This is a genomic window from Pseudomonas sp. FW305-70, assembly GCF_058783925.1.
On sequence record NZ_JBYSYZ010000004.1, the window covers coordinates 1 to 25,293 of the forward strand.

At 60.1% G+C, this 25,293-nt stretch carries 20 protein-coding genes; 10 read left to right on the forward strand and 10 right to left on the reverse strand.

Translation table 11 applies throughout. From position 1 onward, the window contains the following. The first annotated feature begins 249 nt into the window (after nt 1-249). The 7 genes from AC3WN7_RS04180 (at nt 250) to AC3WN7_RS04210 (ending at nt 12,178) form a co-directional block, all read left to right on the forward strand. The gene (locus AC3WN7_RS04180; protein ID WP_095965447.1) at nt 250-2,301 is read left to right on the forward strand and encodes a putative bifunctional diguanylate cyclase/phosphodiesterase; all 2,052 of its coding nucleotides are present in this window, start codon (nt 250-252) and stop codon (nt 2,299-2,301) included. Nucleotides 2,302-2,532: 231 nt separating this feature from the next. Further along, nucleotides 2,533-3,876 (forward strand): imelysin family protein, encoded by a 1,344-nt coding sequence (locus AC3WN7_RS04185; protein WP_102673344.1) that lies wholly within the window; start codon nt 2,533-2,535, stop codon nt 3,874-3,876. A gap of 279 nt (nt 3,877-4,155) precedes the next feature. Then, nucleotides 4,156-5,583 (forward strand): di-heme oxidoreductase family protein, encoded by a 1,428-nt coding sequence (locus tag AC3WN7_RS04190; RefSeq protein WP_102673345.1) that lies wholly within the window; start codon nt 4,156-4,158, stop codon nt 5,581-5,583. 27 nt (nt 5,584-5,610) lie between these two features. Further along, nucleotides 5,611-6,675 (forward strand): imelysin family protein, encoded by a 1,065-nt coding sequence (locus tag AC3WN7_RS04195; RefSeq protein WP_102673346.1) that lies wholly within the window; start codon nt 5,611-5,613, stop codon nt 6,673-6,675. Nucleotides 6,676-6,689: 14 nt separating this feature from the next. Next, a complete protein-coding gene (locus tag AC3WN7_RS04200; protein ID WP_102673347.1) occupies nt 6,690-7,790 on the forward strand; it encodes a DUF1513 domain-containing protein in 1,101 nt (366 codons plus the stop codon). 199 nt (nt 7,791-7,989) lie between these two features. After that, nucleotides 7,990-9,138 (forward strand): efflux RND transporter periplasmic adaptor subunit, encoded by a 1,149-nt coding sequence (locus AC3WN7_RS04205; protein ID WP_102673348.1) that lies wholly within the window; start codon nt 7,990-7,992, stop codon nt 9,136-9,138. 13 nt (nt 9,139-9,151) lie between these two features. After that, nucleotides 9,152-12,178 carry a multidrug efflux RND transporter permease subunit gene (locus AC3WN7_RS04210; protein WP_102673349.1) on the forward strand — a complete coding sequence of 1,009 codons (3,027 nt, stop codon included), beginning with the start codon at nt 9,152-9,154 and terminating at the stop codon, nt 12,176-12,178. 182 nt (nt 12,179-12,360) lie between these two features. Here AC3WN7_RS04210 and AC3WN7_RS04215 read toward each other — a convergent pair whose 3' ends face one another. The 5 genes from AC3WN7_RS04215 to colR all read right to left on the reverse strand — a co-directional run bounded on the left by AC3WN7_RS04215 (nt 12,361) and on the right by colR (nt 16,078). Then, nucleotides 12,361-12,588: a hypothetical protein gene (locus AC3WN7_RS04215; protein WP_080925402.1), complete on the reverse strand. Its 228-nt coding sequence runs from the start codon at nt 12,586-12,588 to the stop codon at nt 12,361-12,363. Between the two features lie 2 nt (nt 12,589-12,590). Next, the gene (locus AC3WN7_RS04220) at nt 12,591-13,304 is read right to left on the reverse strand and encodes a lipopolysaccharide kinase InaA family protein (RefSeq protein ID WP_095965454.1); all 714 of its coding nucleotides are present in this window, start codon (nt 13,302-13,304) and stop codon (nt 12,591-12,593) included. A gap of 4 nt (nt 13,305-13,308) precedes the next feature. Further along, nucleotides 13,309-13,977, reverse strand: coding sequence for a class I SAM-dependent methyltransferase (locus AC3WN7_RS04225; protein ID WP_102673351.1), 669 nt, complete (start codon nt 13,975-13,977; stop codon nt 13,309-13,311). A 153-nt stretch (nt 13,978-14,130) separates the two neighbouring features. Continuing rightward, on the reverse strand, nt 14,131-15,405 hold the full coding sequence (locus AC3WN7_RS04230; RefSeq protein ID WP_102673352.1) for a sensor histidine kinase: 1,275 nt from the start codon (nt 15,403-15,405) through the stop codon (nt 14,131-14,133). Continuing rightward, a complete protein-coding gene (gene colR / locus AC3WN7_RS04235; RefSeq protein WP_007985839.1) occupies nt 15,395-16,078 on the reverse strand; it encodes a two-component system response regulator ColR in 684 nt (227 codons plus the stop codon). Before colR ends, AC3WN7_RS04230 begins: the two co-directional genes overlap by 11 nt. Nucleotides 16,079-16,295: 217 nt before the next feature. On the opposite strand from colR, the gene AC3WN7_RS04240 reads away from it, so the two are divergent. Continuing rightward, complete coding sequence (locus tag AC3WN7_RS04240) at nt 16,296-17,039, forward strand: phosphatase PAP2 family protein (RefSeq protein ID WP_095965456.1); 744 nt, start codon at nt 16,296-16,298, stop codon at nt 17,037-17,039. A 193-nt stretch (nt 17,040-17,232) separates the two neighbouring features. On the opposite strand, the gene groL is transcribed toward AC3WN7_RS04240, so the two are convergent. The 4 genes from groL to AC3WN7_RS04260 all read right to left on the reverse strand — a co-directional run bounded on the left by groL (nt 17,233) and on the right by AC3WN7_RS04260 (nt 20,745). Further along, nucleotides 17,233-18,879 carry a chaperonin GroEL gene (gene groL / locus AC3WN7_RS04245; protein WP_015096675.1) on the reverse strand — a complete coding sequence of 549 codons (1,647 nt, stop codon included), beginning with the start codon at nt 18,877-18,879 and terminating at the stop codon, nt 17,233-17,235. Between the two features lie 49 nt (nt 18,880-18,928). Beyond that, nucleotides 18,929-19,222, reverse strand: coding sequence for a co-chaperone GroES (locus tag AC3WN7_RS04250; protein ID WP_007978564.1), 294 nt, complete (start codon nt 19,220-19,222; stop codon nt 18,929-18,931). A 248-nt stretch (nt 19,223-19,470) separates the two neighbouring features. Beyond that, entirely contained in the window at nt 19,471-19,947 is a 477-nt protein-coding gene (locus AC3WN7_RS04255) for an FxsA family protein (protein WP_102673353.1), read from the reverse strand. Nucleotides 19,948-20,013: 66 nt separating this feature from the next. After that, a complete protein-coding gene (locus AC3WN7_RS04260) occupies nt 20,014-20,745 on the reverse strand; it encodes a HugZ family pyridoxamine 5'-phosphate oxidase (RefSeq protein ID WP_015096677.1) in 732 nt (243 codons plus the stop codon). Nucleotides 20,746-20,911: 166 nt separating this feature from the next. Here AC3WN7_RS04260 and AC3WN7_RS04265 point away from each other — a divergent pair, with 166 nt between their 5' ends. After that, nucleotides 20,912-21,670: an SDR family oxidoreductase gene (locus AC3WN7_RS04265; protein WP_095965458.1), complete on the forward strand. Its 759-nt coding sequence runs from the start codon at nt 20,912-20,914 to the stop codon at nt 21,668-21,670. Between the two features lie 125 nt (nt 21,671-21,795). On the opposite strand, the gene apbC is transcribed toward AC3WN7_RS04265, so the two are convergent. Further along, nucleotides 21,796-22,890 (reverse strand): iron-sulfur cluster carrier protein ApbC, encoded by a 1,095-nt coding sequence (gene apbC, locus AC3WN7_RS04270; RefSeq protein WP_102673354.1) that lies wholly within the window; start codon nt 22,888-22,890, stop codon nt 21,796-21,798. Nucleotides 22,891-23,112: 222 nt separating this feature from the next. Between apbC and metG the strand changes: the two genes are divergently transcribed. After that, entirely contained in the window at nt 23,113-25,164 is a 2,052-nt protein-coding gene (metG, locus tag AC3WN7_RS04275; RefSeq protein WP_095965459.1) for a methionine--tRNA ligase, read from the forward strand. Nucleotides 25,165-25,293 lie beyond the last annotated feature (129 nt).

The following is a 25,293-nucleotide window of genomic DNA, read 5'->3' on the forward strand; positions in this document are numbered from 1 at the left end:
CCTCCCCCCCTTGCCCACCGCCACAGACGGCTAACATCAAACAAAAGGAAAATATCTCCACCCTCTCCCCTAAAGTTGAAGGACTCGACAACCGACACAGTGCGAATAGGCTAACTCGTCAAGACAACTGCAAATCAGCCAAGCTGCAGGCAAAATCCCCCAAGGATGATTGTCCCTTTGACTGCCATCACGGGATTGCCAATACTCATGGCAACTTGATACTACCCGCACGGAACAAGGAATATCCCTTTGAAGCTGGAACTCAAGAACAGCTTGTCGGTGAAGTTGCTCCGGGTCGTGCTCCTGTCGGCATTGATCGTCGGCGTGGTCTTGAGCTGCGCACAAATCGTGTTCGATGCCTATAAAACACGCCAGGCCGTCGCCAACGATGCCGAACGCATCCTCGACATGTTTCGCGACCCCTCGACCCAGGCCGTCTACAGCCTGGACCGGGAAATGGGCATGCAGGTGATCGAAGGCCTGTTTCAGGACGCCGCCGTGCGCAAGGCCTCCATCGGCCATCCCAACGAAGCCATGCTCGCGCAAAAAACCCGCGAATTGCAGCACTCCCACAGCCGCTGGCTGACCGACCTGATTCTCGGCAAGGAACGCACCTTCACCACCCAGCTGGTCGGTCGCGGGCCCTACAGCGAATATTACGGCGACCTGAGCATCACCCTCGATACCGCCACTTACGGCCAGGGGTTCATTGTCAGCTCGGTGATCATCTTCATTTCCGGCGTACTGCGCGCGCTCGCCATGGGGCTGGTGCTGTATCTGGTCTATCACTGGCTGCTGACCAAGCCGCTGTCGCGAATCATCGAGCACCTCACGGAAATCAATCCGGATCGTCCCAGCGAACACAAGATTCCGCTGCTCAAGGGCCACGAGAAAAACGAACTGGGCATCTGGATCAACACCGCCAACCAGTTGCTCGAGTCCATCGAACGCAACACCCATCTGCGCCACGAGGCGGAAAACAGCCTGTTGCGCATGTCCCAATACGATTTCCTGACGGGGCTGCCGAACCGCCAGCAATTGCAGCAGCAACTGGACAAGATCCTCATCGACGCCGGCAGGTTGCAGCGCCGGGTCGCGGTGTTGTGTGTCGGCCTCGACGATTTCAAGGGCATCAACGAGCAGTTCAGCTACCAGACCGGCGACCAGTTGCTGCTGGCCCTGGCCGATCGCCTGCGTGGCCATAGCGGTCGCCTGGGTGCCCTCGCCCGCCTCGGTGGCGACCAGTTCGCCCTGGTCCAGGCCGATATCGAACAACCCTACGAGGCCGCCGAGCTGGCACAAAGCATTCTCGATGATCTCGAAGCGGCGTTTGCCCTCGACCATCAGGAGATCCGCCTGCGCGCCACCATCGGCATCACCCTGTTCCCCGAGGACGGTGACAGCACCGAGAAATTGCTGCAAAAGGCCGAGCAGACCATGACGCTGGCCAAGACCCGTTCGCGCAACCGCTATCAGTTCTATATCGCCAGCGTCGACACCGAAATGCGCCGCCGCCGCGAACTGGAAAAAGACCTGCGCGATGCGCTGATCCGCAATCAGTTCTACCTCGTCTACCAGCCGCAGATCAGTTACCGCGACAACCGCGTGGTGGGCGTCGAAGCCCTGATTCGCTGGCAACACCCCGAGCACGGCATGGTGCCACCGGACCTGTTCATTCCGCTGGCCGAACAGAACGGCACCATCATTGCCATCGGCGAATGGGTGCTGGACCAGGCCTGCAAACAATTACGCGAGTGGCATGACCAAGGCTTCAGTGACCTGCGCATGGCGGTCAACCTGTCCACGGTTCAATTGCACCATGCCGAACTGCCACGGGTGGTCAACAACCTGCTGCAAATGTACCGCCTGCCGCCACGCAGCCTGGAACTGGAAGTCACCGAAACCGGCCTGATGGAAGACATCAGCACCGCAGCCCAGCATCTGCTGAGCCTGCGCCGCTCCGGTGCGCTGATCGCCATCGATGACTTTGGAACCGGCTATTCATCCTTGAGCTATCTCAAGAGCCTGCCGCTGGACAAGATCAAGATCGACAAGAGCTTCGTTCAGGACCTGCTCGATGACGACGACGATGCAACCATCGTTCGCGCCATCATCCAGCTGGGCAAGAGCCTGGGCATGCAGGTGATTGCCGAAGGTGTGGAAACCGCCGAACAAGAGGCCTACATCATTTCCGAAGGCTGCCACGAAGGTCAGGGTTATCACTACAGCAAGCCATTGCCGGCGCGGGAACTGGGCCTCTATTTGAAACAGGCCCAGCGCAGCAACGCCGCTATTTTGTAACCCCCCTGTAGGAGCGAGCCTGCTCGCGATGAACTTGAGAACACCGCGGGGTATCAGGTTCCCGGCGTTATCGTTGACGTCCATCGCGAGCAAGCTCGCTCCTACAGGGATCCGTGAATAAGAAATATTTCCACCTACAACCCTTTACACATAATGCGAAAGATTTGCATTATGTCGCAGTTTTGCGTGCGCATAGCGCCACTCCACCCCTATCGAAGCAGGATGTTCGCCATGATTCGTATGCCTCTGGCTACCGCCAGTCTGTTGGCCATCGCTATTTCCCTCGCCGGTTGCGGCGAAGGTGACAAAGAAAAAGCTGCCGCGCCTGCGCCAGCTGCCAGCACCGCGGCCACCCCGGCTGCTGCGCCTGCCGCTGCCGGTAAAGTCGACGAAGCCGCCGCCAAAGCCGTTGTCGCTCACTACGCCGACATCGTTTTCGCCGTTTACAGCGATGCCGAATCCACCGCGAAGACCCTGCAAACCGCCGTAGACGCCTTCCTCGCCAAGCCGAACGCCGACACCCTGAAAGCCGCCAAGGCTGCCTGGGTTGCCGCTCGCGTGCCTTACCTGCAGAGCGAAGTGTTCCGCTTCGGCAACACCATCGTTGACGACTGGGAAGGTCAGTTGAACGCCTGGCCGCTGGACGAAGGCCTGATCGACTACGTCGACAAGTCCTACGAGCACGCCCTGGGCAACCCGGGCGCCACCGCCAACATCATCGCCAACACTCAAGTGCAGATCGGCGAAGACAAGGTCGACGTCAAAGACATCACCCCGGAAAAACTCGCCAGCCTGAACGAGCTGGGCGGTTCCGAGGCCAACGTCGCCACCGGTTACCACGCCATCGAATTCCTGCTCTGGGGCCAGGACCTGAACGGCACCGGCCCTGGCGCCGGCAACCGTCCGGCTTCGGACTACCTGGAAGGCAAAGGGGCTACCGGCGGTCACAACGATCGTCGTCGTGCCTACCTGAAGTCCGTGACTCAGCTGCTGGTCAGCGACCTGGAAGAAATGGTCGGTAACTGGAAGCCGAACGTGGCCGACAACTACCGCGCCACCCTGGAAGCAGAACCAGCTGAAACCGGCCTGCGCAAAATGCTGTTCGGCATGGGCAGTCTGTCCCTGGGCGAACTGGCGGGCGAGCGCATGAAGGTTTCCCTGGAAGCCAATTCCCCTGAAGACGAACAGGATTGCTTCAGCGACAACACCCACAACTCGCACTTCTACGATGCCAAGGGCATTCGTAACGTGTACCTGGGCGAATACACCCGTGTCGACGGCACCAAAATGACCGGCGCCAGCCTGTCCTCCCTGGTGGCCAAGGCCGACCCGGCTGCCGACACCGCGCTCAAAGACGACCTGGCCGCTACCGAAGCCAAGCTTCAAGTCATGGTCGACCACGCCAACAAGGGCGAGCACTACGACCAGTTGATCGCTGCCGGCAACACCGCAGGCAATCAGATCGTCCGTGACGCCATCGCTGCGCTGGTCAAGCAGACCGGTTCGATCGAAGCCGCCGCTGGCAAACTGGGCATCAACGACCTGAACCCGGACAACGCTGATCACGAATTCTGATCAACGCTGGCTGAATGAAAAAGGCGACCTTCGGGTCGCCTTTTTCATATCTGCTACACACATCCCATTGTGGGAGCGAGCTTGCTCGCGAAAGCGTCGTGTCAGGCAACCTCCATGGGGACTGACACCCCGCCTTCGCGAGCAAGCCCGCTCCCACAGGGGGTTATGGGTAAGACAAATAACCTGCCCCACATCAAGCAAACGATAATTCCTCTTATTCAAATTCCCATCCCCTGTTAGACTTTGCGCCCTTGTTTTGCTCGTCTTGCAGGATCCCTGATGCCCTCGCTGCCTCTTCGCTTGTCCGCACTGTTTCTGGCCCTGGGCCTGAGTGCCTGCGATGACGCCCCGAAATTCACCCAGGCAGAACCCGGCGAAGCTCGCTCCGGCGGCAGTGCGACGGTGCGCAAGACCGATCAGAACGCGTTTTCCATGCCCTCGGCGAACCTGCCGCCGTCCCGGCGTGTGGATTTCAGCGTCGGCAACAGCTTCTTCCGCAGCCCTTGGGTGATCGCCCCTTCGACGACGACCGCGCGCGATGGCCTCGGCCCGTTGTTCAACACCAATGCCTGCCAGGGCTGCCACATCAAGGACGGACGCGGCCATCCGCCGACTGCGGACGACGTGAACGCCGTGTCGATGCTGGTACGCCTGTCGATTCCCGACGCCCCGGCGTATGCCAAGGTCATCGAGCAGATCGGCGTGGTGCCGGAGCCCGTCTACGGCGGTCAGTTCCAGGACATGGCCGTCCCCGGCGTAGCCCCCGAAGGCAAAGTGCGGGTCGATTACACCGCCGTGCCGGTTCGCTTCAAGGACGGCACCGAAGTCGAGTTGCGCAAACCGAGCCTGAACATCACCCAGCTGGGCTACGGCCCGATGCACCCCGACACCCGTTTTTCGGCGCGCGTAGCGCCGCCGATGATTGGCCTGGGCCTGCTCGAGGCGATCCCTGACGAGGCGATCCTGGCCAACGCCGAGGCACAGGCCAAGGCGAACAACGGCATCAGCGGACGACCGAACCGGGTCTGGGATGACGCCGGGCAAAAGACGGTGCTTGGACGATTTGGCTGGAAAGCCGGACAACCGAACCTCAATCAACAGAATGTTCACGCGTTTTCGGGCGATATGGGCCTCACCACCAGCCTGCGGCCCTTTGATGACTGCACGGACGCGCAAACGGCCTGCAAACAGGCACCCAGCGGCGACGGCCCTGATGGCGAGCCGGAAGTCAGCGATAACATCCTGCGCCTGGTGCTGTTCTACAGCCGTAACCTCGCCGTACCGGCCCGTCGTGACGTCAACGCACCTGAAGTGTTGGCCGGCAAAACCTTGTTCTATCAGGCCGGTTGCCAGTCCTGCCACACACCGAAATACACCACCACCGCCAATGCCGCCGAACCTGAGCTGGCCAATCAAGTGATTCGCCCCTACAGCGATCTGCTGCTGCACGACATGGGCGACGGCCTGGCCGACAACCGTAGCGAATTCCAGGCCAGTGGCCGCGAATGGCGCACCCCGCCGTTGTGGGGCATCGGCCTGACACAGGCGGTCAGCGGCCACACCCAGTTCCTGCACGACGGCCGCGCCCGCAACCTGCTCGAAGCCGTGCTCTGGCATGGCGGCGAGGCGACAGCGGCGCAGCAACAGGTTTTGTCTTTCAATGCCGAGCAGCGCGCCGCGTTGCTGGCGTTCCTGAATTCCCTTTAACACGCATTCCACTCGCGGGAGCCCGACATGTTCCGTCCCAAACTATTGTTCACCAGCCTTGCCGCCCTCGCCCTGGGCGCCTGCTCGCCCCAGGATCCGCAAGCGGTCACGTCGGCGGCCATCGCCAAGTCGGTGATCCTGCCGACCTACACCCGCTGGGTTGAAGCCGACCGTCAATTGGCAGTCAGCGCCCTCGCCTACTGCGAAGGCAAGGAAACCCTGGAAACCGCCCGTGCCGACTTCCTGCATGCGCAAAAAGCCTGGGCCGAGCTGCAACCGCTGCTGATCGGGCCGTTGGCCGAAGGCAACCGTTCGTGGCAAGTGCAGTTCTGGCCGGACAAGAAAAACCTGGTCGGCCGTCAGGTCGAGCAACTGGTCAGCGCCCAGCCGCAGATCGATGTTGCAGCGCTGGCCAAGTCCAGTGTCGTGGTGCAGGGCCTCTCGGCCTACGAATACATTCTGTTCGACAGCAAGCCTGACGTGGCCAACGTAGAGAAGAAGAGCAAATACTGCCCACTGCTGATCGCCATCGGCGAACGCCAGAAACAGTTGGCCGAAGAGATTCTGCAAACCTGGAACAACACTGACGGCATGCTCGCGCAGATGAGCAAATTCCCCAACCAGCGTTACGCCGACTCCCACGAAGCGATCGCCGATCTGCTGCGGGTTCAAGTCACCGCCATCGACACCCTGAAGAAAAAACTCGGCACGCCGATGGGTCGCCAGAGCAAGGGCGTGCCACAACCGTTCCAGGCCGATGCCTGGCGCAGCCAGTCGTCCCTGACCAGCCTCGAAGCCAGCCTCGCGGCCGCCAAAACGGTCTGGGAAGGTGTGGATAACAAAGGCCTGCGCGGACTGTTGCCAAGCGAGCAGAAGCCGTTGGCCGACAAGATCGATGCCGCCTATGCCGCCTCGCTGAAACTGTTTGCCGGCAACCAGCGCTCGCTGACTGACATGCTCAATGACGAGGCCGGCCGCCAGCAACTCAACGAGCTGTATGACAGCCTCAACGTCGTCCATCGCCTGCACGAGGCCGATCTGGCCAAGGCATTGGGCATCCAGCTGGGCTTCAACGCCAACGACGGTGACTGATGAGGGCCAGTTCCATGCTGCGACGCCAGGTTCTGACATTAGGGAGTTTGCTGCTGGGTGCGGTGACGCTGGGCGGCTGGAAGCTGTTCAAGCAAAAAGACAGGAGTCCGTTGTTGCTTTCGGCACGGGACGATACCGATGGCCAGCATTACGCCGTCGGTTATCGGCTCGATGGTACCCAGGTGTTCGCCACCCGGGTCGGCCAGCGTTGCCACGACATCATCAACCACCCGACACAACCCATTGCACTGTTCGTCGCCCGCCGCCCGGGCACCGAGAGCTACCTGATCGACCTGCGCGACGGCGCCCTCCTGCAAACCGTGGTGTCGCAGCCCAACCGGCACTTCTACGGACACGCGGTCATTCACCACAGCGGCGACTGGCTGTACGCCACCGAAAATGACACCACCGACCCGGGCCGCGGCCTGCTCGGCGTGTATCAGTTCGAAGGTGAAAGGCTGGTGCACAGCGGCGAGATTTCCACCCACGGCCTGGGGCCGCACCAGGTGTCGTGGATGCCCGATGGTGAAACCCTGGTGGTGGCCAACGGCGGGATTCGCACCGAGGCCGAAAGCCGGGTGGAGATGAACCTCAACGCCATGGAACCGAGCCTGGTCCTGATGCAACGTGACGGCACCCTGCTGAGCAAGGAAACCCTCGCCCAGCAGATGAACAGCGTGCGCCATCTGGCCATCGCCAGCGACGGCACCATCGTCGCCAGCCAACAGTTCATGGGCGCGGCCCACGAGTCGTCGGAGCTGTTGGCGATCAAGCGTCCTGGTCAACCTTTCGTGGCGTTCCCGGTGCCCGAGCACCAGTTGCAGGCCATGGGGCACTACACCGCCAGCGTCGCGGTGCACAACGACTTGCGCCTGGTGGCGTTGACTGCGCCGCGGGGCAACCGCTTCTTCATCTGGGACCTGGACAGCGGTGAAGTACGCCTGGATGCCCCCCTGCCCGATTGCGCCGGGGTCGGCGCCGTGGCCGATGGTTTTGTCGTGACCTCGGGCCAGGGGCGCTGCCGTTACTACGACTGCCGCCAGACAAACCTGGTCGCCAAACCGCTGGAGCTACCCGCAGGGCTCTGGGACAACCATCTGCATCTGATGGCCTGAATCATTGAAAAGATCGCCGCCTTGGGCCGCACCGGCATCGGGATGACGTACACCCCGCAGCGCGACCCGAGACGGCGAATCTTTTCAGGCTTTCCCCCCTCTAATACCTCACAACCTGTAAAAACGGCAGTTGGATTACCTCTAGACTCCCGGTAATGTGCCCTGCTGTCTCACCTGATTTTCTCCAAGGAACTGGAATATGCTGCGTCGCCGCATGCTGATCATGTTGGGTGTGGTTCTACTGATTGTGCTGGTCCTGGCCGCATACAAAGCCTTCTCGATCTACACGATGGTTCAAGGCTTCTCTGCGCCTAAACCGGCCATCAGCGTTGCCGTGGCCACCGCCACCGAGCGCCCATGGCAAGCCCGCCTGCCTAGCGTTGGCACGCTCAAGGCATTGCAGGGCGTGGACCTGAGCCTGGAGACCGATGGCACCGTCATCGATTTGCAATTCGAGTCAGGGCAAAAGGTCAAGGCCGGTCAACCACTCCTGCGCCTGGACAGCGCCGTTGAAAGTGCCCTGCTGGAAACGGCTCTGGCCGACCTCGGGCTGGCACAGCTCGATTACGGTCGCGGTAGCCAACTGGTCGGCAGCCAGGCCATTTCCAAAGGCGAATTCGACCGACTTTCGGCGGTGCTGAAGAAGAGCAGGGCCACAGTCAATCAACTCAAGGCTGCGCTCGGCAAAAAAAGCATCGTCGCGCCCTTCAGCGGGACCATCGGCATTCGTCAGGTAGACGTTGGCGACTATCTTGCCAGTGGCACCATGATCGCCACCCTGCAAGACCTCAGTAGCCTGTATGTGGACTTTTTTGTGCCCGAGCAGTCGGTGCCGAAGATTGCACTCGGCCAGCCAGTGCAGGTCATTGTCGCGGCGTATCCGAACCAGGAGTACCCGGGCACCATCAGTGCAATCAACCCCAAAGTCGAGAACAGCACCCGTAACGTGCAGGTCCGCGCCACCCTGGCCAACCCCGATGGCAAGTTGATGCCAGGCATGTTCGCCAACCTCCAGGTGCTCCTGCCCGACCCGCAACCGCGCATCGTGGTGCCGGAAAGCGCGATTACCTACACGCTCTACGGCAACTCGGTGTATGTGGCCGTACCAAAGAAGGCCGAAGATGGCAGCCTGGTAAAGGACGACAAGGGCCAGCCGGTGCTGATCGCCGAACGGCGTTTTGTCGAGACCGGCGAACGCCGCGATGGGCAAGTGATGATCACCAAAGGCGTGCAGAGCGGCGAGACAGTGGTGACCGCCGGCCAGCTCAAACTGGATAACGGCGCGCACATTGCCATCAGCGACGACAAGACCCTGGCCGGGCAGAACAGCCCGCCTCGCGCGGACTGATCAAGGAACCCCTATGGCTTTTACCGATCCGTTCATTCGCCGCCCGGTTCTCGCAACCGTTGTCAGCCTGCTGATTGTGCTGCTGGGCTTTCAGGCCTGGAGCAAGCTGCCGCTGCGCCAGTATCCACAAATGGAAAACGCCCTGATCACGGTGACCACCGCCTATCCCGGAGCCAACGCCGAGACCATCCAGGGCTACATTACCCAACCGATGCAGCAAAGCCTCGCCAGCGCCGAGGGTATCGACTACATGACCTCGGTGAGTCGCCAGAACTTTTCGGTGATCTCGATCTACGCGCGCGTCGGCTCCAACAGCGACCGTCTGTTTACCGAACTGCTGGCCAAGGCCAACGAGGTCAAGAACCAGCTGCCCCAGGACGCAGAAGACCCGGTGCTGAGCAAAGAATCTGCCAATGCGTCAGTACTGATGTACATGAGTTTCTTCAGCAAGGAATTGAGCAACCCGCAGATTACCGATTACCTGTCGCGGGTGATCCAGCCCAAACTGGCGACCTTGCCCGGCATGGCCGAGGCCGAAATCCTCGGCAACCAGGTATTTGCCATGCGCCTGTGGCTGGATCCGGTGAAGCTCGCGGGTTTCGGCCTCAGTGCCAGCGATGTGACCAACGCGGTGCGCCAGTACAACTTCCTCTCGGCCGCCGGCGAGGTGAAGGGCGAGTACGTGGTCACCAGCATCAACGCCAATACCGAACTCAAGTCCGCCGAGGCCTTCGGAGCGATTCCGCTCAAGGTCGATGGCGACAGCCGTGTGCTGCTGCGGGATGTGGCGCGCGTGGAAATGGGTGCGGAAAACTACGACTCCATCAGCTCCTTCGGTGGCACCCCTTCGGTGTACATCGGCATCAAGGCGACACCTGCCGCCAACCCGCTGGATGTGATCAAGGAAGTGCGCAAGATCATGCCGGAACTTGAGGCCCAGCTACCGCCGAACCTCAAGGGTGAAATCGCCTACGACGCCACGCTGTTCATCCAGGCCTCGATCGACGAAGTGGTGAAAACGCTGTTCGAAGCGGTGCTGATCGTGATCGTGGTGGTGTTCCTGTTCCTTGGCGCCCTGCGCTCGGTGGTGATCCCGGTGGTGACCATCCCGCTGTCGATGATCGGCGTCATGTTCTTCATGCAGATGATGGGGTACTCGATCAACCTGCTCACCCTGCTGGCGATGGTATTGGCCATCGGCCTGGTGGTGGACGACGCCATCGTGGTGGTGGAAAACATTCATCGCCACATCGAGGAAGGCAAGACGCCGTTCGATGCCGCCATTGAAGGCGCCCGGGAAATCGCCATGCCGGTGATCTCGATGACCATCACCCTGGCGGCGGTGTATGCGCCGATCGGTTTCCTGACCGGCCTGACCGGGGCGCTGTTCAAGGAGTTCGCCCTGACCCTGGCCGGCGCGGTGGTGATTTCCGGCATCGTCGCCCTCACCCTGTCGCCGATGATGTGTGCGTTTCTGCTGCGTCACGACGAGAACCCCAGTGGCCTGGCCCATCGCCTGGACATGATCTTCGAACGCCTCAAGCGCCGCTACCAGAGCCTGCTTCACGGCACCCTCAACACCCGCCCGGTAGTGCTGGTGTTCGCCGTGATCGTGTTGTGCCTGATTCCGGTCCTTCTCAAGTTCACCAAATCGGAACTGGCGCCGGATGAGGACCAGGGCATCATTTTCATGATTGCCAACGCCCCGCAACCGACCAACCTCGACTACCTGAACACCTACACCGACGAGTTCGTCGCGATCTTCAAGTCGTTTCCCGAGTACTACTCGTCATTCCAGATCAACGGTTTCACCGGCGTGCAATCGGGCATCGGCGGTTTCCTGCTCAAGCCATGGGACGAGCGCAGTCGCACGCAAATGGCGATCCTGCCCGAGGTGCAGGCCAAACTGGAAAGCATCCCGGGGTTGCAGATTTTCGGCTTCAACCTGCCGTCCCTGCCGGGCACCGGCGAAGGCTTGCCATTCCAGTTCGTCATCAACTCCTCCAACGATTACGAACTGCTGCTGCAAGTGGTCGAGCGGGTAAAAAAACGGGCGATGGAATCCGGCAAGTTTGCATTTGTCGACGTTGACCTGGCCTTCGACAAGCCGGAAGTGGTGGTGGACATCGACCGCGCCAAGGCAGCGCAGATGGGGGTTTCCATGCAGGATCTGGGGGGAACCCTGGCGACCCTGCTGGGCGAAGCCGAGATCAACCGATTCACCATCGAAGGTCGCAGCTACAAGGTCATTGCCCAGGTCGAGCGAACGTTCCGCGACAATCCGGACTGGCTGAACAATTACTACGTGAAAAACACCCAGGGCGAGCTGTTGGCGTTGTCGACCCTGATCACCGTCACCGACCGTGCCCGACCGCGCCAGTTGAACCAGTTCCAGCAACTCAACTCCGCCATTCTGTCCGGCGTGCCACTGGTGAGCATGGGGGAAGCCATCGACCTCGTGCGCCAGATCGCCCGGGAAGAGGCACCGGTCGGTTTTGCCTTCGACTACGCCGGTGCGTCGAGGCAGTATGTTCAGGAAGGCAGTGCCCTGTGGGTCACCTTTGCCTTGGCACTGGCGATCATTTTCCTGGTGTTGGCGGCGCAGTTCGAAAGCTTCCGCGACCCGCTGGTAATCCTGGTCACCGTGCCCCTGTCCATCTGCGGCGCGTTGATTCCGCTGTTCCTGGGGTGGTCGAGCATGAACATCTACACCCAGGTCGGGCTGGTGACGCTGATCGGGCTGATCAGCAAGCACGGCATTCTGATCGTCGAGTTCGCCAACCAGCTACGCAAGGACAAGGGCCTGACGGCACGGGAAGCGGTGGAGGAAGCGGCGGCCATCCGCCTGCGTCCGGTGTTGATGACCACCGCGGCGATGGTGTTTGGCATGGTGCCATTGATCATCGCCACCGGTGCTGGCGCGGTCAGCCGGTTCGACATCGGTACGGTCATCGCGACCGGCATGTCGATCGGCACGTTGTTCACCCTGTTTGTGTTGCCTTGCATCTACACGATGCTGGCCAAGCCGGATAAACCCTGACGCAGAAAAACCTGTGAGAGCGGGCTTGCTCGCGAAAGCGGTGTGTCAGACAACATCGTTGTTGAATGTTGAGCCGCTTTCGCGAGCAAGCCCGCTCCCACATTGAATCGTGCAGGTTGAAAATCCGGGCAAAAAAAAAGGCCTCGTTGGTGCGAGGCCTTTTCATTTTGGCTTCAATCGGTTCAACTTTGCGGCCTCAGTCCCTGAGAAAGTCCGAACATGAAAAGCAATAGATCATGATCAGGTCGAGTGGCCACGGATGCCTTCGCAACCCGCGGCAACGGACAATGTTCTTCTGCGTTTATCGAGCTGAGAACCTGGGGGCGTGGTTGCTCCCAGGTTGCCATCGCGATCGATGCAACTGCCAAGGCTCCTACCAGAAACAAACCTCGTGCAATTTCGAGTTTCATCGCTATAAACCCTTGATAGCGCTGCCAAACGCCGTCTCATAAAAATAGACGAGCTTTTTCCAGTCTGCGTCGCTGAACGACGAGTGGCGACGCAATTGCTTCAAGTCATGGACAGCTGCGCGATGGGCCGTCAAACGCTGTCGGCATTTCTCCAGATCGATCAGGGCCACTTCGACCTTGGCCGTCTCGCCCTCACCGGTCACGCGAACGAATACGTGCTTGTCGTAAAGGCAACCGTGCTGCCAGCGGCCCTTGTGCATGCGAGCCAGGTTTTCAGCCAGGTCCTTGAGCACTCGTTCGTGTATGGCTTCACCATGACGTTCGCGACCGCCACCGGCGTACCAGCGATCGATTTCCTCGAAGCCGTCCAGCGACTTGGTGACCAGCAAGGCACGCCACTTGTGCACAGGATCGCGCTGTGCCCCACAGAAAACGATTTCCGGAACCCGTACGCCAAGCGCGGTCACACCGGTGAGCGCGGCATGCTCGCGCATGACCGTAGGCCGCCCGAAAGGGTGCTGCAAGCTACGATGGATATGCCCGGTCTGGCGCTTGACGTAGAGCAGTTGACCATCACTGCCCATCAGGCGTTGAACGCCGCTTTCCCCGCCGCGACGGACGTTGGGCTCTTCTACCCATTCACCGCGCTGATTCCAGAAGTAATCGAAGCGGTCCTGGGGAACGACTTCCGTTTCTGCTGCACACTGCACTGCCATCCTGTTACCTCTTGCGTAATACGTAAACTCGCCACATGGCATAGAGCGGCAAAAAGTCCAGTTGTTCCTGGATTCGGAAACCCGCCTGCTCAAACTCCGTCTCTACAGTAGCGACCGGTAACACAAACCGGTTTTGGTAACCTTCCTGCCCACGGGTTTTCTCCGAACGCTTGCGTTTCCAGGCCTTGAAGTTGCCATCGACCCACAGCGAAAGGATCACGCTGTCGCGGGAAACCCGCTCGAATTCACGCAAAATAGCCATGCGATGCCCGGCTTCACCGATGTGGTGGAGCAAGCGCATGCAAAAAATGCTGTCGACGGCGTTGTCCGGCAAGGCGATGTCGAATGCAGACGTGTGCAAGGGTTGTACCCGCTTCACCACATCGGCCGGTTGCGCCTGGGTTGCAACCTTCAGCATGGACTTCGAGTTATCGGCACCGATGATCACACGGTTGGATTTTTCCGCCAACAAGGGCCAGAAACGCCCTGCACCACAAGGTAAATCGAGGACCAGACCAGGCTCGCCAACCAAGGCCAGCGCCTTGCGCGCCAGTTGTTCGTCACGCCAGTGAGACAATCGACGGCCGAGACCTTCCTGGTGTTTGCGCAAATAGCGTTGCGCGTGTTGATCGTCGTACTTTTCTGAAAAATCGAGCTTGATCGGGCCGTCCATCATCAGGGCTCCTGAACTTCTGATGCAACTACCTTAGATTTTGTGGTGTCGGTGACTGGTCATCCATTTGTGAAAATATCGTTATGGGAAACCCGGAATTATTACAAGGCTTTACTGAACTGATAGGGTTTTCTGGACGACGGACTCAACAGATCAAGTTCGGGAGAGCTCCACCTGAAAACGGCAGCCACTGGGCTCCATCGTAGTCAGGCTGACGCTCCAGCCCTGGTTTTCACAGATCCGCTGCACCAGTGAAAGCCCCAGGCCCAAGCCTTCCCCGCGTTTTTCAGTGCCCCGAACGAAGGGTTCGAACATCGCCTCGCGCTTTTCCTCGGGAATGCCCACTCCGCTGTCTTCGACCAGAAATCCCGTGCCCGTCAGGCTCAGGCGAATGAAGCCCCGTTCGGTGTAATGCAAGGCGTTGCGCAGCAAGTTACCCATCACCGCGTGCAGGAGCGTCGCGTTGTAACTCCTGGCCTCAGGGCTGCCCGGTTCGAAGATCAGCTTCAACCCTTTGCTTTCAATGGGTCCGCGCCACAGACCGATCAGGCCCTCGGCCACCTGGCCCAGTGGCTGTTGCGGCGACATGCCGGCGTCTTCGCGCTGGGCACGGGCCAGCATCAGGAAGGTTTGCACCAGCTCACGCATTTCTTCACAGGCCCGGGCGATGCGCTCGACCTGGGCGCGGCCACGCTGATCGAGACCGGGGTTTTCCAGCAACAACTCGCAGGAACTGGCCAATACCATCAGGGGCGTACGCAATTCGTGGCTGACGTCGCTGGTAAACAAGCGCTCACGGGTCAGGGCCTGACGCAAGCGCCCGAGGGTAGCGTCGAAGGCCACGGCCAATTCGCCCACTTCGTCGGCGGCATAGTCCGGGGCCAAAGGTGGGGCCAGGCCGAGCAGTTGATCGCGATGGCGTACCTGCCGGGCCAGCCGCACCACCGGCGCCATGACCTTGCGTGCCAGGACCCAGCCGAGAAACACCGCCAGCGCCAGGCTCAGCACGAAACCCACCAGCACCACGGCAAACAGCACCCGCTCGCGCTCTTCGAAGTCGCTCTGGTCCTGCAACAGCACGTAACGTCGGCCGTCGACGATTTCGACCATGGCGTGGTACGACAGGTTTTCACGGAAGACTTCGTGAAAACCCGGCTCCAGATGACGCAAATCCTTGGGCAACCTGAAATCGCCTGGCCCGTTGCTGAAGTAGAACAATTGGTCCGGCTCGGGGCGATGGCTCCAGTCCGTGACATTGTCCATCAGCAACAGGCGCTGCAAATCACCGCCCAGGCCTGCCGAAATCAGTTTTTCCTCCACCAGGTGCACAGTCGCCACGATGCCCATGGCAAAGGCACCCGCCACCAGTGCACTCATCAGCGCAAAGGCAATGATGATGCGTTGGGAAAGGCTCTGCTTAAACTCCATCACGCCCCTCGGCCAGGCGATACCCCACGCCGTGAACGGTTTGCAACAACGGCTTGGCGAACGGCTTGTCGATCACCTGGCGCAGTTGGTGGACATGGCTGCGCAGGCTGTCGCTGTCCGGGCAGTCATCGCCCCAGAGCGCTTCTTCAAGAATTTCACGGCGCAGCACATGAGGGCTTTTCTGCATCAATACGGCCAGCAATTTCAGGCCGACCGGGTTGAGTTTCAGCAATCGGCCTTCGCGGGTGACTTCCAGGGTATCGAGGTCATAGCTCAGGTCGCCGACCTGCAAGGTCCGCCGCCCGCCGCCCTGGGTCCGGCGCATGACTGCTTCGATACGCGCCGCCAGTTCAGACAGGGCAAACGGCTTGATCAGGTAATCATCGGCGCCGGACTTGAAGCCTTGCAGACGGTCGTCCAGTTGATCGCGGGCCGTGAGCATGATCACCGGCGTTTCGCGCCGGGCATCTTCGCGCAGGCGCTTGCACAAGGTATAGCCATCGATGCCGGGCAACATGATATCGAGCACGATCAAGTCGTAATGCTCGGTGGCCGCCAGATGCAGGCCAGACAGACCATCCTGCGCGCAATCCACGGTATAGCCTTTGAGTCCCAGGTAATCGGCCAGGTTGGCCAGGATATCGCGGTTGTCTTCAACCAATAGAATTCGCATGGGCATCTCTCCGTCCACAGTAACGACCGTCATGGCCCGCGCAGCTTAAGGCCAAGTGTGGCTCAGGGCTAGGACTGCATGCTGCTGTAACCGTTGAAATCAAACGTTTGCGGCATTAACGACTTTTTCACTATCGACTCACACGTTGACGACATAATCGAGTTCAAACTCTGCGCGGCTGCGCCTTTCAGAACACTTTACCGACCAAGGAACTCGCATGGTTTCGACCCTAGCCCGCCCCGCTCCTCGTCCGCTCAATTTCTGGGTGTGCCTTGGAGTCCCTGCCGTTGCCGCGATCATTCTGGTGTTGCTCGAATTGACCAGTCTGGACATGGACCTGGCCAGGCTGTTTTACGACCCGGTCGCCGGGGAATTCATCGGACGCCACAGTTACTTCCTCGAGGACATCCTGCACGATCGCGCCAAGCAAATAGTCATCGCCTTCTCGGTGTTTGCCATCCTCGGCTTCATCGCCTCGTTCTTCATGGCCAGGCTCAAACCGCTCAAGCGCGAGCTGGGTTGCCTGGTGCTCTCGCTGGGGCTGGCGACGTCGTTTGTAACGCCAATGAAAGCAGTGACGGCGGTGCAATGCCCATGGAGCCTGGAGCAGTTCGGCGGCCATGAGACGTACAGCGAACTGTTGAGCCCTCGCCCGCATACCGATAAGCCTGGACGTTGCTGGCCCGGTGGCCATGCTGCGACCGGTTTCACCCTGTTTGCGTTGTTCTTCGTGCTGCGTGACCGCCGCCCGCGCATGGCCCGTGCGGCATTTGTCTTCGCATTTGCCCTGGGTTCGGTGTTTTCCATCGGCCGGATGATGCAGGGGGCGCACTTCTTCTCGCACAACCTGTGGACGGCGGTGTTCTGCTGGCTGATTTGCCTGGGGTCGTATTACTGGATTCTTTATCGGCCTGCTTCCCGAGCCGACGCTGTTGCCAAAGTACAACCGGTGAGTGCCTGAAACACAGATCAAAAATGTGGGAGCGGGCTTGCTCGCGAAAGCGGTTCAACATTCAACAAACATGTTGTCTGACACATCGCTTTCGCGAGCAAGCCCGCTCCCACACTAGACCGAGGCGCCTTTCAAATTCCCGGCAATAAAAAACCCCGCCTGCTTTCGCAGGCGGGGTTTTTCGTACAGGGGTAAGGCTGGCTTACATCATGCCGCCCATGCCGCCCATACCGCCCATGTCTGGCATACCGCCGCCAGCACCGCCGTCTTTCTTCGGTGCTTCAGCAACAGCGGCTTCGGTGGTCAGGATCAGACCGCCGATCGACGATGCAGCTTGCAGAGCGGAACGGGTTACCTTGGTTGGGTCCAGGATACCCATTTCGATCATGTCGCCGTATTCGCCAGTCGCAGCGTTGTAACCGAAGTTACCTTTGCCGTTCTTGACTTCGTTGACCACAACGCTTGGCTCGTCACCGCTGTTGGCAGCGATCTGACGCAGCGGTGCTTCAATGGCACGACGCAGTACAGCGATACCTACGTCCTGGTCAGCGTTGTCGCCTTTCAGGTTCAGGATAGCTTCCAGGGCACGGATCAGGGCCACGCCACCGCCAGGTACCACGCCTTCTTCAACGGCTGCACGGGTAGCGTGCAGGGCGTCTTCAACGCGGGCTTTCTTCTCTTTCATTTCAACTTCGGAACCAGCGCCAACCTTGATCACTGCAACGCCGCCGGACAGCTTGGCCAGACGCTCTTGCAGTTTTTCACGGTCGTAGTCCGAGGAAGTCTCGGCAACCTGGGCACGGATCTGCGTGATGCGTGCTTCGATGTCGCCGTGAACGCCAGCACCATCAACGATGATGGTGTTTTCCTTGGACAGGGTCACGCGCTTGGCGCTGCCCAGGTTTTCCAGGGTTGCGCTTTCCAGGCTCAGGCCGATCTCTTCGGAGATCACGGTACCGCCGGTCAGAACGGCGATGTCCTGCAGCATGGCCTTGCGACGGTCGCCGAAGCCTGGCGCCTTGACGGCTGCGACTTTGACGATGCCACGCATGTTGTTCACAACCAGAGTCGCCAGGGCTTCGCCTTCAACGTCTTCGGCCACGATCAGCAGTGGACGGCCGGCTTTGGCAACGGCTTCCAGCACTGGCAGCATTTCGCGGATGTTCGAGATTTTCTTGTCGACCAGCAGGATCAGCGGGCCGTCCAGCTCAGCGACCATGGTCTCTGGCTTGTTGACGAAGTACGGGGACAGGTAGCCACGGTCGAACTGCATGCCTTCAACAACCGACAGTTCGTTTTCCAGGCCCGAGCCTTCTTCAACGGTGATCACGCCTTCTTTACCGACTTTTTCCATGGCTTCGGCAATGATGTCGCCGATGGAGTTGTCGGAGTTGGCGGAGATGGTGCCTACCTGAGCGATAGCCTTGGTGTCAGCGCATGGCTTGGACAGGGCTTTGAGCTCTTTGACGATCGCGATGGTCGCTTTGTCGATACCGCGCTTCAGATCCATCGGGTTCATGCCGGCAGCGACGGCTTTCAGGCCTTCGTTGACGATCGACTGAGCCAGAACGGTAGCGGTGGTGGTGCCGTCGCCTGCGTCATCGTTGGCACGGGAGGCAACGTCTTTGACCAGCTGCGCGCCCATGTTTTCGAAACGGTCTTCCAGTTCGATTTCTTTGGCTACGGAAACGCCGTCCTTGGTGATGGTCGGAGCGCCGAAGCTCTTCTCGATGATCACGTTACGGCCTTTCGGGCCCAGGGTCGCTTTTACTGCGTCAGCCAGGACGTTGACACCGGTGAGCATTTTCTTGCGGGCGGAATCGCCGAATTTAACTTCTTTAGCAGCCATGATCGATATTCCTTAAATACTTTGAAGTAGCGGGAAAATGAGCGGGTAATCAGCCTTCGATAACAGCGAGGATTTCGTTCTCGCTCATTACCAGCAGGTCTTCGCCGTCGACTTTCACAGTGTTGCTGCCGGAGTAAGGACCGAACACAACCTTGTCGCCCACTTTCACGGACAGTGCACGCACTTCACCGCTTTCCAGTACGCGGCCGGTGCCTACAGCGAGGATTTCGCCGCTGTTGGCTTTTTCAGCAGCCGAACCTGGCAGGACGATACCGCCAGCGGTTTTCTTTTCTTCTTCGCTGCGACGGATGACGACGCGGTCATGCAGAGGACGAAGCTTCATTGTCGATCTCTCCTAATTGTGGTTTTCATCGGCCGGTGTAGTCCCGGCGGGTTTAACAAAGGCCGGCGGTGCCGGTTGCGGTTCGTCTAGCGAACCGCGGAAGTCTGCCTGGCGTGTTCGCCAGAAACCTTGCGGTGACCGTTACATAAGGGCGCATAAGCTTATTACAAGGGCGGGCAGCGAAATTTTTTCAGGTCGGTGCCCCGCAAACGAACACGGCACCCGAAGGTGCCGTGTCGATGTGCGTATTACTTGGTATCACGGTGTTCGAACTCGCCTTCGATCACGTTGGGCTCGCGGCCCAGCGGCTCACGAGGTGCCGGACCTCCACGGGCCTGGAGGTCGTCGGCGAACGCTCGCTGGCGCATGGCCTGCTCTTCGGCGCGCTGGCGCATCTTGCCCGCCAGCAGGCGGCGACTGAACGGCAGCAGCAGGAACAGGCCGATCACATCGCTGATGAAACCCGGAAGAATCAGCAGGCCACCGGCCAATGCCAGCATCAGGCCTTCGAGCATGGTCTGGGCCGGCAACTCGCCGCGGTTCAGGCTTTCACGGGCACGCAGGGCCGTGGCCAGGCCGGCGATGCGCAGCACGAACACACCGAACATCGAGCCGAGAATGATCAGCAGCAGGGCCGGGAAAAACCCGATGGCCCCTGCCACCTTGACGAATACGAACAGCTCCAACACCGGGAACAGCAGAAAGAGCAACAAAAAAGGGCGCATCAAATGGTTCCTCAACGCAAGAATGCCTTGCCAGTTCACCTTAGATGACGTCGCCGTTTCGTGAATTCAAGCGTCGGCCACTTCATTTTTCGGCCAATGTTCAGCGTGAGCCAGAGAAACCAAGGCTTCGCGGACTTGTGTCGGCGTATTACAAGGCGCTTGAAACGGCAACCAGTACAGGCTCTGGCCGATACGCAGGTGCATGCCTTCGGTATCGATACCGGCCATTTGCGCCGGCACGTTGTTCGGCAGACCGGCGAGCTCGACGTAATGGGCGATGGCCTTGGCGTGATCCGCGTTCATGTGCTCGACCATGCTCAGTTCGGCCTTGCCGGCGAACGGGTTGGCCAGGGTCAGGTCGTTGACCCAATGAATCGCGCCAAAACCGCCGATGTAACGGTGGCGCACCGGCTTGAGCACCCAGAAGTCGAAATCGTGGGCCTTGTGATAACCCTGCGACTCCGGGAAGTAGCGGTAGTAACGCTCGGAAGCGGCTTCGATGGCGGCTTCGTCTTCGAGTTGCTGCGCTTGCGCCAGATAGGTCAGGCGACCAACGGCCTGGACATCTTCAGCCCCACGCTCACCCACGAACAGCGAGCATTTCGGATCTTTCTGCAGATTATGGGTGTGCTGGGCGATGCGGCTGATCAGGATCAGCGGCCGGCCCTGCTCGTCCAGGCAGTACGGAACCACGGAGCCGAACGGAAAACCGGGCATTGACTTGGAGTGCGTCGAGAGCACTCCACGGTATTCCTTGAGGAGCAATTCTCGTGCATGCTTAGCCGCTTCAACGCTCAATTTATGACTCCTTATATAGAATCCGTCATAAAAACGGACAAGCTGCTGGTGAAAGTCCCAGCATGCCATCGGGGGCAGTTCTCATGTGTAGCCGGGCCACGTCAGGCGCAGATCGAGAGGCTCTCTACAAGGAAACCACTCAGACCTGCTACCGGGGGACATGCGAATGCAACTCACTGACAAAGTAATCATTATCACTGGCGGTTGCCAGGGTTTAGGTCGTTCCATGGCCGAGTATTTCGCCGGCAAGGGCGCGAAACTCGCCCTGGTCGACCTCAACCAGGAAAAACTCGACGCTGCCGTCGCGGCCTGCAAGGCCAAGGATGTCGAAGCCCGAGCTTACCTGTGCAACGTCGCCAACGAAGAGCAAGTGACCCACATGGTCGCCCAGGTCGCCGAAGATTTCGGCGCGATCCACGGCCTGATCAACAATGCCGGGATCCTGCGTGACGGTCTGTTGCTCAAGGTCAAGGATGGCGAAATGACCAAGATGAGCCTGGCCCAGTGGCAGGCGGTCATCGACGTCAACCTGACCGGCGTGTTCCTGTGCACCCGTGAAGTCGCGGCGAAAATGGTCGAGCTGAACAACAGCGGCGCGATCATCAATATCTCGTCGATTTCCCGTGCCGGCAATATCGGCCAGACCAACTACTCGGCGGCCAAGGCCGGTGTCGCTGCGGCGACCGTGACCTGGGCCAAGGAACTGGCGCGCTACGGCATTCGCGTGGCCGGCATTGCACCGGGCTTCATCGAAACCGAGATGACCCTGGGCATGAAGCCTGAAGCGCTGGAAAAAATGACCGCCGGCATTCCGCTCAAGCGCATGGGCAAGCCTGAGGAAATCGCCCATTCGGCGGCTTACATCTTCGAGAACGACTATTACACCGGTCGGATTCTGGAGATGGATGGCGGGTTGCGGATCTAAAGGCACCACAAAACAAATGTGGGAGCGGGCTTGCTCGCGAAGGCGTTAGATCAGTCAACCATTTGTTGAAGACACACCGCATTCGCGAGCAAGCCCGCTCCCACTCGGGAAAGCATTTCAGATCATCAATCGTCGCTGACGCTGATATTCGGCATCGCCGGCGTCAAAGCTTCCTGCAATACGATCCGCGCGCCGACATGACGGGCCAGCTCCTGGTAAACCATGGCGATCTGGCTGTCAGGCTCGGCGATCACCGTCGGCTTGCCGCCATCGGCCTGTTCGCGGATGACCATCGACAGCGGCAACGAGGCCAGCAACTCGACGCCATACTGGTTGGCCAGCTTCACGCCACCGCCCTCACCGAACAGATGCTCGGCATGTCCACAGTTGGAGCAGATGTGCACGGCCATGTTTTCCACCACGCCCAGCACCGGAATGTTGACCTTGCGGAACATCTCCACGCCCTTGCGCGCGTCCAGCAAGGCCAGGTCCTGCGGGGTGGTCACGATGACTGCACCGGCCACTGGCACTTTCTGCGCCAGGGTCAGCTGGATGTCACCGGTACCCGGCGGCATGTCGATGACCAGGTAATCCAGGTCGCCCCACGCAGTTTGGGTCACCAGTTGCAGCAAGGCGCCGGAGACCATCGGACCGCGCCAGACCATCGGTGTGTTGTCATCGGTGAGGAAGGCCATGGACATCACTTCGACGCCATGGGACTTGAGCGGAACGAACCATTTCTGCTCCTTGACCTCAGGACGGGTGCGCTCCGGGATACCAAACATGATGCCCTGGCTCGGACCGTAGATGTCCGCATCGAGAATCCCGACCTTGGCGCCTTCGCGGGCCAGGGCCAGGGCCAGGTTGGCCGCGGTGGTGGATTTGCCCACGCCACCCTTGCCGGACGCCACGGCCACCACGTTCTTGACGTTGGCCAGCCCCGGGATCTGCGCCTGGGCCTTGTGCGCGGCAATCACGCTGGTGATATCGACTTTGGCACTCGACACGCCATCCAGACCTTGAATGGCCATTTCCAGCATCTGCGCCCAGCCGCTCTTGAACAGACCGGCGGCGTAACCCAATTCGAGCTGGACGCTGACGCGGTCACCCTGGATGTCGATGTTGCGCACGCACCCGGCGCTGACCGGGTCCTGGTTCAGGTAAGGGTCGGTGTATTGGCGAAGGACGGCTTCCACCGCTGCGCGATTGACGGCGCTCATGGGCAACTCCGAAAACGGGACTGGAAAAGATTATGGGTATCGTACCTCAAAAGATCGCAGCCTTCGGCAGCTCCTACAAGAGCCCCCTGCAGGCGCTGCCGAAGGCTGCGATCTTTTGATCTTTCCCTTGTTACTCATCCAATGAAACAGGCTCACAGGGTGAAAAATATGCGCCGGCGCTTTATAGTGGCCGACCTCCGTTTCATCAAGTAGCCGAGCCCCATGTCCGAGCCACGCAAGATCCTCGTCACCAGCGCCCTGCCCTATGCCAATGGTTCGATCCATCTTGGCCACATGCTGGAATACATCCAGACCGATATGTGGGTGCGCTTCCAGAAGCACCGCGGCAATCAATGCATCTATGTCTGCGCCGACGACGCCCACGGTTCGGCGATCATGCTGCGCGCGGAAAAGGAAGGCATCACCCCGGAACAACTGATCGCCAACGTCCAGGCTGAACACAGCGCCGACTTTGCCGAGTTCCTGGTCGACTTCGACAATTTCCACTCCACTCACGCCGAAGAAAACCGTGAGCTGTCGAGCCAGATCTACCTGAAACTGCGTGACGCCGGGCACATCGCCACGCGCTCGATCACCCAGTATTTCGACCCGGAAAAGAAAATGTTCCTGGCCGACCGCTTCATCAAGGGCACCTGCCCGAAATGCGGCACCGAAGATCAGTACGGCGACAACTGCGAAAAATGCGGCGCGACCTACGCGCCAACCGACCTGAAGGATCCGAAGTCGGCTATCTCCGGCGCCACCCCGGTGCTCAAGGACTCCCAGCACTTCTTCTTCAAGCTGCCGGACTTCCAGGCCATGCTGCAAACCTGGACCCGCAGCGGCACCCTGCAGGATGCCGTGGCCAACAAGATCGCCGAATGGCTGGATGCCGGCCTGCAACAGTGGGACATCTCCCGCGATGCGCCGTACTTCGGTTTCGAGATCCCCGACGAGCCGGGCAAGTACTTCTACGTATGGCTGGATGCGCCGATCGGCTACATGGCCAGCTTCAAGAACCTGTGCAACCGCACGCCGGAACTGGACTTCGACGCGTTCTGGGGCAAGGACTCCACCGCCGAGCTGTACCACTTCATCGGCAAGGACATCGTCAACTTCCACGCCCTGTTCTGGCCAGCCATGCTCGAAGGCGCCGGCTACCGCAAGCCGACCGGGATCAACGTGCACGGTTACCTGACCGTCAACGGCCAGAAGATGTCCAAGTCCCGCGGCACCTTCATCAAGGCCCGCACCTACCTGGATCACCTGTCGCCGGAATACCTGCGCTACTACTACGCGTCCAAGCTGGGCCGTGGCGTCGATGACCTCGACCTGAACCTCGAGGACTTCGTGCAGAAGGTCAACTCCGACCTGGTGGGCAAGGTCGTCAACATCGCCAGCCGTTGCGCCGGGTTCATCCACAAAGGCAATGCCGGCGTGATGGTCGACACCAACGCCGCGCCTGAGCTGACTGAAGCATTCCTGGCCGCCGCGCCAGGCATTGCCGACGCCTACGAAGCCCGCGACTTCGCCCGCGCCATGCGCGAGATCATGGGCCTGGCCGACCGCGCCAACGCCTGGATCGCCGACAAGGCTCCGTGGTCGCTGAACAAGCAGGAAGGCAAGCAGGATGAAGTCCAGGCGATCTGCGCCACCGGCGTCAACCTGTTCCGCCAGTTGGTGATCTTCCTCAAGCCTGTGCTACCGCTGCTGGCCGCCGACGCCGAGGCGTTCCTCAACGTCGCACCGCTGACCTGGAACGATCACGCGACCTTGCTCGCCAACCATCAGTTGAACGAGTTCAAGCCGCTGATGACCCGCATCGACCCGGTCAAGGTACAAGCCATGACCGACGCCTCGAAAGAAGACCTGACCGCCAGCCAGACCGACACCGGCGAAGCCGCACCTGCCGGCAATGGCGAACTGGCCAAGGATCCTCTGTCGCCGGAAATCGAGTTCGACACCTTCGCGGCAGTCGATTTGCGCGTCGCGCTGATCGTCAAGGCCGAACACGTGGAAGGCGCCGACAAGCTGTTGCGCCTGACCCTCGATATCGGTGACGAGCAACGTAACGTGTTCTCCGGGATCAAGAGTGCCTACCCGGATCCGTCCAAACTCGATGGCCGCCTGACCATGATGATCGCCAACCTCAAGCCACGGAAAATGAAGTTCGGCATCTCCGAAGGCATGGTGATGGCAGCCGGTCCTGGCGGTGAAGAGATCTACCTGCTCAGCCCTGACAGCGGCGCCAAGCCGGGTCAGCGCATCAAGTAAGATCCGCGGCAAATCGATCCCACAGTCGTGCCTGGCGCGACTGTGGGATTTTCATGTCTGGCCCACCCTCCCGCCTTGCCGGATAATGCCTACGCTTTTTAGAGCGTCTCCTGTAGGAGCGAGCTCGCT

What these genes read in the sequence shown, in the direction of transcription:
- AC3WN7_RS04185 (WP_102673344.1), top strand. Translation starts at nt 2,533, where the DNA reads ATGATTCGTATGCCTCTGGCTACCGCCAGTCTGTTGGCCATCGCTATT.
- AC3WN7_RS04190 (WP_102673345.1), top strand. Translation starts at nt 4,156, where the DNA reads ATGCCCTCGCTGCCTCTTCGCTTGTCCGCACTGTTTCTGGCCCTGGGC.
- AC3WN7_RS04195 (WP_102673346.1), top strand. Translation starts at nt 5,611, where the DNA reads ATGTTCCGTCCCAAACTATTGTTCACCAGCCTTGCCGCCCTCGCCCTG.
- AC3WN7_RS04200 (WP_102673347.1), top strand. Translation starts at nt 6,690, where the DNA reads ATGCTGCGACGCCAGGTTCTGACATTAGGGAGTTTGCTGCTGGGTGCG.
- AC3WN7_RS04205 (WP_102673348.1), top strand. Translation starts at nt 7,990, where the DNA reads ATGCTGCGTCGCCGCATGCTGATCATGTTGGGTGTGGTTCTACTGATT.
- AC3WN7_RS04210 (WP_102673349.1), top strand. Translation starts at nt 9,152, where the DNA reads ATGGCTTTTACCGATCCGTTCATTCGCCGCCCGGTTCTCGCAACCGTT.
- AC3WN7_RS04215 (WP_080925402.1), bottom strand. Translation starts at nt 12,588, where the DNA reads ATGAAACTCGAAATTGCACGAGGTTTGTTTCTGGTAGGAGCCTTGGCA.
- AC3WN7_RS04220 (WP_095965454.1), bottom strand. Translation starts at nt 13,304, where the DNA reads ATGGCAGTGCAGTGTGCAGCAGAAACGGAAGTCGTTCCCCAGGACCGC.
- AC3WN7_RS04225 (WP_102673351.1), bottom strand. Translation starts at nt 13,977, where the DNA reads ATGGACGGCCCGATCAAGCTCGATTTTTCAGAAAAGTACGACGATCAA.
- AC3WN7_RS04230 (WP_102673352.1), bottom strand. Translation starts at nt 15,405, where the DNA reads ATGGAGTTTAAGCAGAGCCTTTCCCAACGCATCATCATTGCCTTTGCG.
- colR (WP_007985839.1), bottom strand. Translation starts at nt 16,078, where the DNA reads ATGCGAATTCTATTGGTTGAAGACAACCGCGATATCCTGGCCAACCTG.
- AC3WN7_RS04240 (WP_095965456.1), top strand. Translation starts at nt 16,296, where the DNA reads ATGGTTTCGACCCTAGCCCGCCCCGCTCCTCGTCCGCTCAATTTCTGG.
- groL (WP_015096675.1), bottom strand. Translation starts at nt 18,879, where the DNA reads ATGGCTGCTAAAGAAGTTAAATTCGGCGATTCCGCCCGCAAGAAAATG.
- AC3WN7_RS04250 (WP_007978564.1), bottom strand. Translation starts at nt 19,222, where the DNA reads ATGAAGCTTCGTCCTCTGCATGACCGCGTCGTCATCCGTCGCAGCGAA.
- AC3WN7_RS04255 (WP_102673353.1), bottom strand. Translation starts at nt 19,947, where the DNA reads ATGCGCCCTTTTTTGTTGCTCTTTCTGCTGTTCCCGGTGTTGGAGCTG.
- AC3WN7_RS04265 (WP_095965458.1), top strand. Translation starts at nt 20,912, where the DNA reads ATGCAACTCACTGACAAAGTAATCATTATCACTGGCGGTTGCCAGGGT.
- apbC (WP_102673354.1), bottom strand. Translation starts at nt 22,890, where the DNA reads ATGAGCGCCGTCAATCGCGCAGCGGTGGAAGCCGTCCTTCGCCAATAC.
- metG (WP_095965459.1), top strand. Translation starts at nt 23,113, where the DNA reads ATGTCCGAGCCACGCAAGATCCTCGTCACCAGCGCCCTGCCCTATGCC.